Origin of the sequence: Pontibacillus yanchengensis Y32, assembly GCF_000770635.1 — a bacterium.
Classification (GTDB): Bacteria; Bacillota; Bacilli; order Bacillales; family BH030062; genus Pontibacillus; species Pontibacillus yanchengensis.
The window spans coordinates 1-14,210 of the sequence record NZ_AVBF01000085.1 but is presented as its reverse complement, the minus strand read 5'-3'; the positions used below and the strand labels follow the sequence as shown (position 1 = coordinate 14,210).

15 protein-coding genes are annotated in these 14,210 nt (G+C 40.8%); 1 reads left to right on the top strand and 14 read right to left on the bottom strand.

The genetic code is table 11. The annotated features are described in order from the left end of the window. Positions 1 to 193 precede the first annotated feature (193 nt). Positions 194 to 802 carry a class I SAM-dependent methyltransferase gene (locus N782_RS18760; protein ID WP_036823955.1) on the top strand — a complete coding sequence of 203 codons (609 nt, stop codon included), beginning with the start codon at positions 194 to 196 and terminating at the stop codon, positions 800 to 802. 56 nt (positions 803 to 858) lie between these two features. On the opposite strand, the gene N782_RS18755 is transcribed toward N782_RS18760, so the two are convergent. From N782_RS18755 to N782_RS18690, 14 genes are all read right to left on the bottom strand, one after another. Continuing rightward, positions 859 to 1,278: a FixH family protein gene (locus tag N782_RS18755; RefSeq protein WP_036823952.1), complete on the bottom strand. Its 420-nt coding sequence runs from the start codon at positions 1,276 to 1,278 to the stop codon at positions 859 to 861. A gap of 60 nt (positions 1,279 to 1,338) precedes the next feature. Next, complete coding sequence (locus N782_RS18750) at positions 1,339 to 2,238, bottom strand: diacylglycerol/lipid kinase family protein (protein WP_036823949.1); 900 nt, start codon at positions 2,236 to 2,238, stop codon at positions 1,339 to 1,341. Positions 2,239 to 2,512: 274 nt separating this feature from the next. Then, positions 2,513 to 3,175: a DUF4396 domain-containing protein gene (locus N782_RS18745; protein WP_036823947.1), complete on the bottom strand. Its 663-nt coding sequence runs from the start codon at positions 3,173 to 3,175 to the stop codon at positions 2,513 to 2,515. Positions 3,176 to 3,309: 134 nt separating this feature from the next. Then, positions 3,310 to 5,004, bottom strand: coding sequence for a class I adenylate-forming enzyme family protein (locus tag N782_RS18740; RefSeq protein ID WP_338048273.1), 1,695 nt, complete (start codon positions 5,002 to 5,004; stop codon positions 3,310 to 3,312). Between the two features lie 32 nt (positions 5,005 to 5,036). Next, complete coding sequence (locus N782_RS18735) at positions 5,037 to 6,026, bottom strand: sodium:calcium antiporter (RefSeq protein WP_036823944.1); 990 nt, start codon at positions 6,024 to 6,026, stop codon at positions 5,037 to 5,039. 184 nt (positions 6,027 to 6,210) lie between these two features. Then, positions 6,211 to 6,951 carry a 3-oxoacyl-ACP reductase FabG gene (fabG, locus tag N782_RS18730; RefSeq protein ID WP_036823942.1) on the bottom strand — a complete coding sequence of 247 codons (741 nt, stop codon included), beginning with the start codon at positions 6,949 to 6,951 and terminating at the stop codon, positions 6,211 to 6,213. After that, the gene (phaZ, locus tag N782_RS18725) at positions 6,935 to 7,861 is read right to left on the bottom strand and encodes an intracellular short-chain-length polyhydroxyalkanoate depolymerase (RefSeq protein WP_036823940.1); all 927 of its coding nucleotides are present in this window, start codon (positions 7,859 to 7,861) and stop codon (positions 6,935 to 6,937) included. The genes fabG and phaZ overlap by 17 nt, the downstream gene beginning before the upstream one ends. Before the next feature lie 249 nt (positions 7,862 to 8,110). Next, positions 8,111 to 9,136, bottom strand: coding sequence for a 3-oxoacyl-ACP synthase (locus tag N782_RS18720; protein ID WP_036823937.1), 1,026 nt, complete (start codon positions 9,134 to 9,136; stop codon positions 8,111 to 8,113). Positions 9,137 to 9,139: 3 nt separating this feature from the next. Then, a complete protein-coding gene (locus N782_RS18715) occupies positions 9,140 to 9,334 on the bottom strand; it encodes a hypothetical protein (protein ID WP_036823935.1) in 195 nt (64 codons plus the stop codon). A 12-nt stretch (positions 9,335 to 9,346) separates the two neighbouring features. After that, complete coding sequence (locus N782_RS18710; RefSeq protein ID WP_237582694.1) at positions 9,347 to 10,351, bottom strand: branched-chain amino acid ABC transporter permease; 1,005 nt, start codon at positions 10,349 to 10,351, stop codon at positions 9,347 to 9,349. Between the two features lie 11 nt (positions 10,352 to 10,362). Beyond that, on the bottom strand, positions 10,363 to 11,232 hold the full coding sequence (locus tag N782_RS18705; protein WP_036823930.1) for a branched-chain amino acid ABC transporter permease: 870 nt from the start codon (positions 11,230 to 11,232) through the stop codon (positions 10,363 to 10,365). 18 nt (positions 11,233 to 11,250) lie between these two features. Beyond that, entirely contained in the window at positions 11,251 to 11,958 is a 708-nt protein-coding gene (locus N782_RS18700; RefSeq protein WP_036823928.1) for an ABC transporter ATP-binding protein, read from the bottom strand. Next, positions 11,942 to 12,709, bottom strand: coding sequence for an ABC transporter ATP-binding protein (locus tag N782_RS18695; protein WP_036823926.1), 768 nt, complete (start codon positions 12,707 to 12,709; stop codon positions 11,942 to 11,944). The genes N782_RS18700 and N782_RS18695 overlap by 17 nt, the downstream gene beginning before the upstream one ends. A gap of 67 nt (positions 12,710 to 12,776) precedes the next feature. Further along, positions 12,777 to 14,051, bottom strand: coding sequence for a substrate-binding domain-containing protein (locus tag N782_RS18690; RefSeq protein WP_036823923.1), 1,275 nt, complete (start codon positions 14,049 to 14,051; stop codon positions 12,777 to 12,779). Positions 14,052 to 14,210 lie beyond the last annotated feature (159 nt).

The window sequence follows — 14,210 nt, the reverse complement described above, 5'->3', positions numbered from 1 at the left end:
CATAAAACTATTTCATGATTATATCAACAACAAACTTTAACATAGCCTTAAAAAATGCAAGCATAAGGCTTATGAATACTGCGTTCCTCCATACAACTCCTCCTGTTTCACGGTCCGCCTTCTTTTGAAGTGGAACGTTATGTGTCATAATAAACGTTATACTTATTTAACTTAGAAAGCGGTGGATTCTACGATGGAAGATACAGGTGAACGCGTCATTCCCGAATATATGAAGTCTTCTAATAAATTGTTATTAGAGCACATGGCTCGCTATCAATTTGCATTACCATACGTGCAAGGTCGTGTATTAGACCTTTCCTGCGGTGCTGGATACGGAACTCATATGATGGCGAAGGAACGTAAACATGAAACCGAAGAAGTCATTGGAATCGATATTGATGAAGAGATTATTCACTACGCAAAAGGAGCCTATCACCATCCAAAGTCCTCCTTTAAAGTCATGAATGCTGTCGATCCAGATCTTCCAGAAAAACTCGGAACATTTGATACTATTATAAGCTATGAAACGTATGAACACATCAAGGAAGAAGAACTCCTCTTACAAAATTACTACCGTTTACTAAAACCAGGGGGAACATTGCTTGTATCAACCCCTTTTGGAAAAGGTAGAGGAAAAGAATGTGGGTCTCCATTCCACGTTCATCAATTAACTCCTGAGGAATTTCAGGAATTATTCACAGATTATCGGTCTACAGAATTCTTCTATCAAAAAGGCGTATTAATAGAACCACCTCGTGAAGATGTTCATTATCCACTTGGTATTGCTGTATGCACAAAATAAAGGGACTGAATTTCTCAGTCCCTTTTCTCTAAATTGATTGCTTATACTTTTATGAACTATGATTCTTCCTTCTCCTCAGCGTTTACCTCTCCCACTTCAAGCTTCTCTTGCACCTTTTTGTGAGTACCATTCGCAGTAACTCTTACTGAAAGGTTGTATATCCCTTTCTCCTCAAACGTATGCTGAAAGGAGTATATCCCCTTTCCCTGCATTTTACTTTCACGCTGTTGATGCTCGTTAGAACCTTCTTGCCATAATGTAAACTCTACTTTTTCGGTATCATTTACCTTCTCTCCATCCATTGTTACTTTGGCTTGGAGGGTACTAACTTCTCCTGGTTTGATGTCTTCTGGCACAGTCATAACTTTTATTTTAATATTATCCGATTTAGTAGCTTCTCCACTAGAAGGTTTACTTTCACATGCTGCTAGCAACAATACAAACAACATCATCCCTAAACACATTTGCTTCTTCATATACTCGTTTCTCCTTAGACTGTCAATCGTGATGAATACGCGACGCTTGTTAGATTAAAATCACTCTGCATTTTGATGGAATAGCATTCTCAAATGGTTCGGAACAAGCTCAATCGAGTCAGGCGTAGTGCTATTGATTTCGCCATCTGAATCAATTTCCATCTGCTCCTCTGTTTCGATTTCAACACGCTCCCCTTGAATATGGTAAAGTTCTTGATACTTTTCATTATCTGGAGAGTTCATTGTAAGTAATTCTCTGAATGAAGTAAGCGTGGAACTTTTAACAATTAATATATCAAACTTTCCATCATCAAGGGATAAGTCTGGTATCGGCACCATACGAGTCCCAATGTATCTACCATTTAGTACAAGCACCACTACTGCTTGATCATGAAATGCCGTTTCCCCGTCTACGGTAATTTTATAGTTGAATGGAGTAGCTTCATTCATGCTCTTCATAGCACTAATAAAGTAGCTCAATACTCCGAATCTATTTTTTTGAGCAGGATCAACATTCGTGGAGGTTTCTGCGACTAATCCAATCCCCCAGAAATTCGTGAAATAATGATCTTTTGTTTTACCAATATCTACATAGCGCTCTTCCCCGTTCACGAGCGCCTGCGTAGCCTGGTATAGATCCTGCGGAAGGCCAAGCATCCTGGCGTAATCGTTACAAGTCCCCCCAGGAAGCACCCCTACTACAGGTCTGGAATCTAGCTCAGCCAATGCATTCACGGTATCATGTACAGTACCATCACCGCCCAAAACAAACAGTACCTCTACCTTTTTCCCATACTCTTTACACTTTTCGATCATATCATCTCTACTTTGAGTTTGGAGTACCGTTAAATTTTCAACATTTTGAGCTAATGTAGGTATCGTTTGGGATAGCTTCTGTTCTAGTTTCCCAGCCCCAGCATTCCCGTTATATATAAAAGCACCTTTGCTATATCTTGGCACATCTCTCACTCCTCATCCGTACAAAAAAGGTCCAATTGTATAATTGCCTTTCTCTTGGTGATTGAAACCTTATACAGATAATGGGACCTTCACTTAACGTCATTCTTGCACTGTTGCTGGATAGGTGGAGTGATGTTGTTATGAGCGACATTTTCGTTTTATGAGCGGGATTCGAATTTTATGAGCAACATCCTCGATTTATGAGCGGGAATTGAAATTTAAGAGCGAGAATTTCATTTTATGAGCGCCCCACATTTTTCAGCATGATAAGAGGTTACATTGCCTCTTTAATACCTTTATTCACTAACCACCAATTGGCTGGATAGCTTGTAAGGAAGCCTAGTATCATCGCAATCTGCATCATAAACCAATAGGTTGCTTCGTTTGGTTTAGGAGGTTCTGAAAATAACCCAAAATGTACAACAGCCATCCAACCGAACATCCCGACTTCAAATGCAATTAACGAGAGTGTATCCGCCTTAATTGCTTCTTTAAGTGCACTTCTCATCCCTTTATCAGGATGCATAGGATAAATTGCAAACAGCTGAAATAGAATGCCAAATAAATATGCTGCAGTAAATTCAACAATATAATGAGCTAACAACGTTGAACCTGCAATCATCATACCTGTAAAAAATACAATCGGAACACCTACAGCATCCCCGAGCGTACAACCAGCAGAACAATGGCTCGTAGATAAAAAGACTTTTGCAGGCTTCCCTCGACGATCTTCTCTATTATTATCTTTAGCTTTCAAACGCCCCCATTTATAATAAGCCCATACAGCAAACGGACCAAAGAACCAGCCGTTAATCGGCCACACAACATTCATAATCTGCATCATCTGAGGATGACGTATGACATCAACTAATATGACTAAGGATGATAGAATTCCAATTGCTAACGCCACCCAAGAAATGATTTCTAATGCATCCATGTTATCACCTCATTACTTTCTAACTTTGGGAGAATGATACCCCTTTAGGGTGATTGGATAAACATATGAACAAAAACTGCCATGACTCTTTTTTTAAAAAATTTAAAAAGCATACCTCCCATGAGATATGCTTTTCACGAAACAGAATATTGTTGTAACAATCCTTTTTTATCAATCTTACCTACATCCGTTTTGGGTAGATCAGGAACAATAACAATGGTTTTCGGTATTTTATATCCAGCTAGTTTATATTTACAATATGACCTTAGTTCGTCTTCGGTAATGCTGGCCTTCTCATCTACGGACACAAATGCTGTGACAATCTCTCCCCATTTTTCATCAGGAACCCCAATTACCGCTACTTCATTCACGCTTTCATGAGACTCAAGCCAATGCTCTATTTCTAATGGATACACATTCTCTCCACCTGTAATGATCATCTCTTTTTTGCGTCCAACAATATACACATATCCTTCATCGTCTTGGCGAGCCAAATCCCCGGTATGAAGCCAACCATTATTCCACGTATTCTTCGTAGCGTCTGGTCTATTCCAATAATAGCTAAAGGTGTGCTTTCCTTTTAGCAACAATTCTCCTACTTCATCCACCTTGGCATCCTTACCATCTGAGGTGAGAATTTTAATATCATTGAAAACCATAGCTTTTCCGACAGACCCTTTTTTCTGATGAGCTACTGCAGGATCTATATAAAAATTGTTTGGACCAGCTTCTGTTAGACCATAACCTTCCTTAAACTGGACGCCCTTTTTCGCAAAAGCATCGTAAACCCCAAAGGGACAAGGCGCACCTCCAGATAAAAACACCTTCATAGAAGGAAACGTAGTCTGTTCAAATGCTCTTGTCCGCACAAGCATGTGATACATCGTTGGGACGAGCAAAACAATCGTACACTGATATCTGTCTATATCTAACACAGCTTGCTCAGCATCAAAAGATGAAGATAGAGCTACCTTCCCTCCTGCCATTAACACAGGAACACTTAATGCATTTAAACCACCTGTATGGAACATAGGTAAACAGGTAAGTGTACAATCATCACGCCCGAGATTCCAGCTCACGATTGTATTAAGAGCATTCCACATAATGGATTGGTGTGTCAGAACTGCTCCTTTTGGCTTTCCTGTTGTACCACCTGTGTAAATCATTGCAAGTGAATCTGTTTCTTCTATTTCATACATCACTTGAAAAGGACCTACATCTCCTGAACCCATGGTGTTTAGGTATTCATTATCCTTAATATGGATTAAGGGAGCAAAATTTTCATACCATTCATGATTACCACCAAAAGAGGAATGGAGACCTATATAAGAAGGATTAGAGTCTTGAATAACGAAGGAAAGCTCCTCTTGGGATAGTCTCCAATTCAACGGAACAAAAATCGCCCCAAGCTTCATGCATGCAAACAGAAAATCCATATAACTAATATGATTAGGAGCTAGCAGCCCCAAACGATCCCCTTTCCTTATTCCTTTATCTTGAAAATAGGATGCTAGTCGAATAGCTCGATTATTTAATTGTTCAAACGTCCACGACTCACCCGTATCCGCATCTACAACCCCTACAGCATTCGGATACAACCGGGCACGACCCTCAATCCAATCCACTTCACACTTCACACCCATCTCTCCCTGTACATTTATCGTACACTCATCATATCTCAACACAGTTACAACAAAGTTACACCCTAATTCGGAAGGCACATCAGAGAGCATAACCGTCACCAAGCGAGTATAAGCACGATTAAAAAGAGCATAACTCCCGCCGATACGAATGAATAATGTAATACTCCCCCTCAAAAGAAAAAGCATGAGTTCATAAACTCATGCTTTCACTAATCTATTTACTTCATCTGGTAAACTGTAAATGTAGCCACAAAATAAATAATCACAATCACTGTTGGTGGGATAACATACATCATCGTGCTTCTCTTTTGCTTACGTGTAATGGTATATAAAATGATTAACACCACTACAATAGAGGAAATACTTGTTACGATGTTTGATGGGCTTGCATAATCAAATAAATTGTTCTTCAGATAAATAGCATCCGTAAACGATAAGAGCATAATATTAAATGCATTGCTTCCTAATAAGGAGCTAACGCCCATGCTATAATTTCTCATTCTCAAGGCGGTAATGACACTAACGGCATCTGGAAGCGATGTGCTTGCTCCGACAAGAAAAGACCCTACGAACGAGGAGCCAAGGCCAGTAATCTTCGCAATTTGATCGGCTGAAACTGTTAACACAGAACCAATGATCATAATTAAGACCGCACAAATTATAAAGCGATATAATACTTGTTTGTAGGAATAATCATCATATTTTTCATTTTTACGTTTTCTTCGCTGTACCTTTTGTTCCGTTCGACTGTTCACCCACTTAACACCTAAGAAATAGATGAGAACTAACACAATAGAATTAAAGCTAATGTTAAATAGCGGTGCAGGTAAGCTTAAAGATAGTCCTGCAATAACAACTAACGTCATAAAGACGACTAGATATATATATAGTTTGCTTCCATTGTCCGTACGCCCCATGATTTGATGGTTGCGATAAATGATATCTAATACTGCCAATGCTAATAAATTAAATAAATTACTTCCGAGCAAATTTCCAATCGCCAAATCTGGGCTATCAATAGAGATGGCGGTTACACTTGCTGTTAGTTCTGGAAGGGATATTGCTGCCCCAATCACAATTCCCATAAAAGCAGAGCTTGTTTTGGTTTTTTCACTTACACCATCACCAAACATCGCAAGCCGGCTTGCTACGAAATAGGTTGCGATTGCTGCTAAAATAAAAGCTACAAATACAAGTATATTATTCATAAAATAACTCCTAACGATGTAATCAGACTTTATTCCATTACCTTTCGTTAGAAATTATAAACTAGAAGAAATAAACATAATATTATTTTCATATATTTCTATGCACTCTTAGATATAATCACCCACTCACTCCCAATCGTTCTTCTTTCATTAGAGTAATGAATCAAATACTATTCAAGGGATACTACATCATAATCCCACCATCTACATGAAGTACATGACCGTGTACATAATCTGACTCATCTGAAGCCAAAAATAAATAGGCATTGGCAATATCACTAGGCTTTCCTAATCGCTGCATCGGAACCTGCCCGACTAATTGTTGGATTACTTTGTCTGGAACACCTTCCACCATTGCAGTTTCTGTGAAGCCTGGTGCAACCGCATTGACATTAATACCCTTACGTCCCAGTTCCTTAGCCCATGTTTTCGTTAAACCAATCAGCCCCGCCTTCGCTGCGGCATAGTTGGATTGCCCAACATTTCCGTATGTACCTGATACAGATGACGTATTGATGATTTTTCCTTTACCTTGTTCCACCATCGTTTCGAGTACGGATTGGGTACAATGGAAGACACCTGTTAAGTTCACATCTATTACTTGTTGGAATTGCTCTGTCGTCATTTTCGAAAGCATCGCGTCTCTTGTAATACCTGCATTGTTTATTAAAATATCTATGCGACCAAAGCGCTCCTTCACGTTTTGAACCATGGCATCTACACTTTCACGCTCTGCGACATTCACCTGAATAAACATGACTTCCCCATGCGGACTCTCCATTTCCTGAGCCCTTGCCTTTCCCTGTTCCTGATCAAAATCAGCCAGCACTACATGCGCTCCTTCCTTCACGAAAGAGCGCGCTGCTTCCAATCCAATACCATTTGCCGCTCCGGTAATAATAGCCACTTTATCTTGTAGTCTCATCTGTTTCATGCTCCTTTTCTTCTAGAAATTGTTCCATGCTATTTATAAGTCCCTCAATATCGTCAACAAGCGGAGAGTGTCCGTTTCCATGCAATATCTTAAATGTGACGTTATCACCGAGGTCTTCCACAATTTCATCTGTCATATTTTTGGTAATAACTAAGTCTTGGTCTCCCCACAAAACCAATACAGGGATGCTTATCTCCTTGGTCTGGTCGCTCCCTTGTGTCAAACCATTATGATAGGGACTAATATTAAATAGATTTAAGGCTTGATAGACCTCTGCTAGATTACGCTGGGTCATCATGTCGTCAACATATTCTTCATACCGCCTCGGCTCTGGTTGTCTGTTCCGATAAATCGCCATATTCCACATCGCCTTCAGAAAATCTCGATCACCAGCGTCATAGGCTGTTTGTACAGGAATGGTTTTGCCTTTATCCTCTTTCACTTCTTCTAATGTCTGTAAGCGATTAGAGGTATCAGGTAAGCCATCTTCCCCTGTAGCATAAAATGGATATCCTCTCGTAGAACCTGAAGCCACTAGTAGTAAGCGATTACAATATTCCGGATAATCTACACAAAACTGCTGACAAACAGCCCCTCCTAGTGACCAGCCTACCATGGCGAATTGCTGTAATCCGATTGCGTCCACAAATCCTTTTACATCATCAGAAAAATCTTTAATAGTAGAGATAGGTGTTATATACGTAGAAGCTCCAAACCCACGCAAATCAATTGCATAAATTTTATATCGGCTACTCATATTTTCCAACACAAGATCCCAGTGCTTAGAAGATGTCATGTTTCCATGTACGAGTAAAATCGGTTCCTCTCCACCTTCACGCTCCCGATATGCGATTGTTTCACCGTTTGGCAGCGAGACTTTTTTCATTACACTCATCGTCATACATGTTCATCCTTTCTAGAATTTGGATTCGGTACACACAACTCTTTATGGGCGCTTTTGCCTCGTCCAGCTCCAGCGCGCAGCGACTAGTATGCTTCCCTCGCCTCCGTACGATAAGTTAACATCGAATCACTTCGTTCTTCGTGTTGCCTTTATCTCAAAATACTTAGAGGAAGTTCGATTAAGATTGCTGCATCGTGCAGCAACATCGAACCAACCCACGTCGTGTGGGCCGCAGCATATACGTCGCTAACCGGGCGCTTGCGCTTTTGAATACCCCCATTCAATTACGGTGGCTCCCCAGGCATAGCCAATTCCTGCGCTTACCAATACGATGATGTCGCCATCTTTGATACGTCCCTCTTCTTCAGCTAGCTCAAGGGAAAGAATCTGATCGATTTGTCCGATATGACCATAGTTTTCTAGATAAATAGATTGGTCAATGGTTAAGCCAAGTTCCTGTAATACATATTCATGTGCTGAGCGTTTCATGTGTAGCATGGCTACGTAGTCAATATCCTGTTCGTTGTATCCACTTTTCGATAATGCCTGGCGAATGACATGGAGGAAGTTTTGCATGGATTTTTGTTCTAAGCGTTGTTTCATACCTTCAGGGTCGAGTACATCAAGTTCGTATTGATCCATATTGTGTATTGTTAATGGATGCTTTGTGCCTCCTGCGACAACCACTACATCCTCTGAAAAAGAACCATCACTTATTAAAGAGGATTCTAGCAATCTATTCTGCGTATGCCCTCGTTTAAGAACAATCGCTCCTCCACCTGCCCCAAGGTTATACATGAATCTGGTTCGTGGATTTTGATAGTTTATGAAATCACCGTTTCGATACCCTCCTGCTAATAAAACAGTGTTTATATCGTCATCCGCAAGCATCATACTTTTCGCTACTTTAAGGGCCATAATCGTTGTCCCACAACGCATGGCTACATCGAAAGCCCAGGCATTTGTCGCTCCTACTTCTTCTTGAAGCTTAATGCCTGCAGTCCAAAGCGGGTATTCCTTATGCTCTTCTCCAATATACATTACGACATCAATTGTAGATGGATCCAAGTTTGCCTTTTCTATTGCTTTATGAGCAGCTCTCACACCCATTTCCCCTGTATGATCTTCTTTACCAGGGATAGGTTTTTGTTTGATTCCCAATTTCTTTTCCACAACCTCTTGAGGTAATCCTGCTTGAACCGCAATTTCCTGAGAAGTTATTACAGAACCTGGGATGTATATTCCTGTACTTACGATGCCTATAGTATCCATCCCTTACCCTCCTTCACGAAACATCTCATCCTCATTGTGTACAGAGCTTTTCATATAATCGAATGCCTCATCGAAACTCTCAAAGGTAACTTCATCTTCCCTTTGTACGTGCGTTACTTTAATGCGATAACACATATCCTTACCAGGGTTGGTAACCGTATGACATCGAACTACAAATGAGGCAACAGGTTGATTCATCTCTATCCCTCCTTAGCTAGCTGCTTCATTCTTATCTTTTGTCGCTTCTTTCCCTTGCTGTTTTTTATATTTTCGCTTGATCCAAATCTCTTGTAACGTCCCTACAATGCCTCTAGGGAAAAAGATAACGGCTAAAATGTACACAATCCCAAATAATATAATCCAACGCTTAAAAATCCAGTGAACATCCGCTAAGTCTGATAGCCAATGGTGTGCAAATTCAATGATGCCTGCCCCAATAATAGGTCCTACTAACGTCCCTACGCCTCCAATAATCGTCATCAACAACGCATCTAATGTGACATCTGTTGCAAACACACTCGTATCAACAAACTGTAAGGACAATACATATAAAACTCCTGCAATACTTGCGACAATCCCTGAGATCATACTGGCGATAACCTTGTAATACATAATGCTGAATCCAATCGATTCGACACGCTGTTCGTTCTCTCGAATCGCCATCAGAACTTTTCCAACTGGGGATTGAGTAAATCTTCGTACAAGGAAAAAGAACACCACAAGTACGATTAAGCATGTTAAGTACAAGGTTGGACCGCTTGTATCGATAAACATATCAGGCACCATTAATACAAAGCCTTCATTTCCGCCCGTTAAGGAGCGCATTTTTTCAGCAGCGACCATAAACAATCCAGCAAGCGCTAACGTCAACATCGCATAGAAATGACTTTGCAAACGAAGCGTGAGAACCCCAGCTATAAAACTAACGATACCCGCTACCGCAACTGCAAGCAGTGTTCCGAGTAACAGATAAAAGAGTGTCGCTTCATTTTGATTCAAGACAATGGCAACACTATAGGCACCTATACCAAAAAACATAGCATGACCAAAAGAAACAATCCCTGTAAATCCAAGTAATAAGTCATAACTCATCGCAAAAATCCCGAAGATGAACACCTGCATGACGAGAGAAAGAATAATCCTGTCATCATACACGAAAGGCAATACAGCCAAAAGCAACGCAATGATTACGTATATTCCTGTACTTCTTCCCATCCCTAACTTCCTCATGCGGCCTCACCCTTTCCGCCAAACAATCCTTGCGGTCGGAAAATGAGAACAGCGAACATTAAAAGCATATTTACAGCTAAGGAGAGCTCAGAAACGTAATACGCCATAAAGGCTTGAGCCATTCCTACTAAAATAGCTGCCAATAAAGAACCTGTAAAACTTCCCATTCCGCCGATAACGACAACAATAAAAGCAAGTATGGCGAATTCCATGCCCATTTCCGCATAAATCACACCGGAATAAGGAGCTAATAAAACCCCTCCAAGCGCCGCCATCGCAGACCCAACCATAAAGACGAGCATGAAGACAAGTCGAATATTGATGCCAAGCGATTGCACCATTTCTTTATTCATAACGCCAGCACGTACAATAAGACCGATGCGTGTTCGCTTTAAAATAAAATAAGTAATGCCATACACCAATGCTCCTACCAAAATAATAAAGATACGATACTTTATTAAAATTACATCGCCGAGCTGCCAACTACCATCAAGGTAAGCAGGTGGTGCAGCGGATTTTTGATTGGGACCAAAAACAACCTTGAGCATTTCTGATAAAACGAGCATAAAGCCCAATGTAATCAATATTTGCTGGACATGGTTTCCATACACCGGTTTAATAATCAACCATTCTGTAAGTGCCCCTAATAACAGCCCCGTCACAATAGCTCCAAGTATAGCCACCAAGAAACTTCCTGAAATATCATAGATCCATACACCGCTATAGGCCCCCCATGCAAATAACCCTCCATGGGCAAAATTCAACACATCCATCAGACCAAAAATAATAGTAAGCCCAGCGGCTAATAAAAAGATGAGCATCCCCGTAGCTAAGCCATTGATAGCCAAATTGAAAAATAAGTCCACTCTATCTCCCCTCCTTCATCACGCAATGCCAAGATATTTTTTCCGTAACGTTTCATTCTCTTGCAGCTCTTCCATTGCTCCTTGATGAACCGTTTGACCATCATCTAATATATAAAATTGATCCCCGATTCGACTGGCCATTAGAAAATTTTGTTCCACTAGCACAATCGTTGTGCGCTCTTTCATCTGTTGGATGGACTCCATAACCTTCTCGACCACAATCGGTGCCAATCCTTTACTTGGCTCATCAATCAGTAGCAACTCATTCTCGTTCATATACGCTCTTGCAATGGCGAGCATTTGCTTCTGTCCCCCGCTAAGCTGTCCACCAGGCTTCTTCCAAAAGGTTTTCAAATCTGGAAATAGATCAAGCACCCATTCCATTCGTTCATGAGTAGATTCGTTTTCTTTTTTCATGGCTACACGCATATTTTCTCCAACCGTTAAACCTTCAAAGATACCTTGATCCTCTGGGACATAGCCAATTCCTTTTTTGGCAATTTTGTAGGGAGATAGTTTCGTAATATCTTCAGAGTTATACTGCACGCTCCCTTTGGCAGCTGGGTTTAGTCCCATAATGGTTCGTAATGTTGTCGTTTTGCCAGCTCCGTTCCTGCCTAATAAAACCGTTACCTCTCCCTTAGGAACTTCAAATGATATGTCATGTAATATATGATATTGATCGATATAGGTTTGAACATCATGTAACTCAAGCAGAGCTTTCATCATACAATCCTCCTAAGTACGCGGATTGAACCGTTTCGTTGTTCATAATTTCTTCAGGTGAACCATGTGCAAGCAATTGACCGTGGAAAAGGACAAGAACTTGATCGGAAAGGTCTAAAATCATATCCATTTTATGTTCAATGAGAACAATCGTCGTATCTCCTTGCTCTTTAATCCGGCGAATGACATCTAAGATTGCTGGTACTTCCTCTAGCGACATGCCAGCAGTTGGCTCATCTAATAACAGTACCTGTGTTTCTAAAGCTAGCAGCATGGCAATCTCTAATTTTCGCTTTTCGCCGTGAGCTAAGTTATTAGCTAGGGAGTGGGCTTTATCTGCTAATAGAACTTGCTCTAACAATTCCAGCGCCCGGTCCTCAAATTGTTTATAAGCAGTAAAATGACGTAGCATTTGAAAACGAACTTTGTTCTTGGATTGCACAGCAAGACGAACATTTTCAAGAACGGTTAAATTAGGAAAAACATTAGTGATCTGAAACGACCTCCCTATCCCTTTCCTTGTTCGTTTTGTCGGAGAAAGCTTTGTAATATCCTCACCATTGAACGTTATAGCTCCCTTTGTTGGTGATAATTGACCACTTAATAAGTTAAAGAATGTTGTTTTCCCTGCACCATTCGGCCCAATCACGGATGTGAATTGCTTTTCTGGAATATCAATCGTTATGCCATCCACAGCCACATGCCCTCCAAAGGCAATCGTTAAGTCTTTAGTTGAAATAATCGACTCCATCTTTGTCTCTCCTTTCCATTGATGAAACCAATGAACTTCGGCCAATTAGCCGAAGTTCATCCTCAATCTATTGTCCGTTTTGAATCGGAGGAGCTGTTTCCTCTGGTGATAATTTTCTTTCTAATACCGGAACTGGGTAATCATATCCTTCTTTTTCTTCTAATGTAATCTTATAAAGCGTTTGCAGTGCTTGGTGGTCCTCTTCACGGAACGTCATTGTTCCTTTAGGTGTATCAAAGCTCATGCCTTCCATTGTAGGAATTAACGAGTCAGCAGTTGCATCTCCCTCGGTTTTCTTCAATGCTTCTACAATGGAAATGGCTGCGCTCATTCCACCTGGTGTGAATAAGTCTGGTACTTCGCCATATTCTTCTTCATGTCGCTTCACGAGCCAATCATTCACCTCATTCTCTGGAAGCTCATGATAGTAAACCGTAAACCCTTCCATACCAACAAGCGGCTTCATCGTTTTAAGAGCAGCAATATCTGGCGCACCAGTAGATACTTGAATGCCTTTTTCTTGAAGCTTCAGATCTGAGATTTGATTCCAAGGAGTATTCGCTCCAGCCCAAATAACAAATAGGTAATCCGGATCCGCTTCAATAATCTTTTGAATGTTAGCTGTAAAGTCAGTTGCTGTTGCATCTGCGAATTCTTGGTGAACAATATCAGCACCTAAATCTTTAGCAGCATTTACAAAAGCTCCAACACCATCACGACCAAAAGCTGAATCAGGAGCTAATGTGGCGATTTCTACACCTTCATCTGCAATAGCTGCCGCTCCCGCTACCGCATCCTGAGAGGAGTTACGAGCTGTACGGAAAATGTACTTATTCCAATCTGCACCTGTAATACTATCGGCTACAGCCGGCTCTACGACCATTACTTTTTCATGCTGCTTCGCAATAGGAAGAACGGCTTTGGTGTCACCAGAACTAGATGAACCAACCAGTACATCTACCCCTTCATCTTCCAATAGCCCAATAGCTTTTTGTCTAGCTACTTTTGGATCTGTTTCTGTATCCTCAAACACTACTTCAATTTTGCGACCAGCCACTTCCATCGTGCCATCTGTTGCATATTCAAGCCCTAGCTCAAAACCACGCTTTGTCTGAACACCGTATGTTTCCAGTGCCCCTGATAATGAAGCAAGAACACCAATCTTAACCGGCTCACTACTACTACCAGCATCTTCGCCAGAAGTTTCTTCCTGCTCAGACCCAGTATCCTCACCAGATCCTTCATCTTCAGACGAAGCAGTATCATCAGACGAACACCCTACAGCAAATACGATAAGTAGCAACATCATCAGCAAACTACTCCAAATACGTTTCCAAGGCATAAGTAAACCTTCCCCCTTTAGATTAAGTACAATTTGAATCTAACTTGTTGGACTAAGCATACAGAAGGATAGTTACAAAGGAGTTACAAAGTCCCAAAAACGAAAAAGGGAGCTTGATGTCCAGGGCTAATGAAGTTCCATATAAGCACCATTATGTTG

What these genes read in the sequence shown, in the direction of transcription:
- N782_RS18760 (WP_036823955.1), top strand. Translation starts at nt 194, where the DNA reads ATGGAAGATACAGGTGAACGCGTCATTCCCGAATATATGAAGTCTTCT.
- N782_RS18745 (WP_036823947.1), bottom strand. Translation starts at nt 3,175, where the DNA reads ATGGATGCATTAGAAATCATTTCTTGGGTGGCGTTAGCAATTGGAATT.
- phaZ (WP_036823940.1), bottom strand. Translation starts at nt 7,861, where the DNA reads ATGACGATGAGTGTAATGAAAAAAGTCTCGCTGCCAAACGGTGAAACA.
- N782_RS18720 (WP_036823937.1), bottom strand. Translation starts at nt 9,136, where the DNA reads ATGGATACTATAGGCATCGTAAGTACAGGAATATACATCCCAGGTTCT.
- N782_RS18690 (WP_036823923.1), bottom strand. Translation starts at nt 14,051, where the DNA reads ATGCCTTGGAAACGTATTTGGAGTAGTTTGCTGATGATGTTGCTACTT.
- N782_RS18700 (WP_036823928.1), bottom strand. Translation starts at nt 11,958, where the DNA reads ATGAAAGCTCTGCTTGAGTTACATGATGTTCAAACCTATATCGATCAA.
- fabG (WP_036823942.1), bottom strand. Translation starts at nt 6,951, where the DNA reads ATGAGACTACAAGATAAAGTGGCTATTATTACCGGAGCGGCAAATGGT.
- N782_RS18710 (WP_237582694.1), bottom strand. Translation starts at nt 10,351, where the DNA reads ATGGGAAGAAGTACAGGAATATACGTAATCATTGCGTTGCTTTTGGCT.
- N782_RS18740 (WP_338048273.1), bottom strand. Translation starts at nt 5,004, where the DNA reads ATGCTTTTTCTTTTGAGGGGGAGTATTACATTATTCATTCGTATCGGC.
- N782_RS18695 (WP_036823926.1), bottom strand. Translation starts at nt 12,709, where the DNA reads ATGGAGTCGATTATTTCAACTAAAGACTTAACGATTGCCTTTGGAGGG.
- N782_RS18735 (WP_036823944.1), bottom strand. Translation starts at nt 6,026, where the DNA reads ATGAATAATATACTTGTATTTGTAGCTTTTATTTTAGCAGCAATCGCA.
- N782_RS18715 (WP_036823935.1), bottom strand. Translation starts at nt 9,334, where the DNA reads ATGAATCAACCTGTTGCCTCATTTGTAGTTCGATGTCATACGGTTACC.
- N782_RS18755 (WP_036823952.1), bottom strand. Translation starts at nt 1,278, where the DNA reads ATGAAGAAGCAAATGTGTTTAGGGATGATGTTGTTTGTATTGTTGCTA.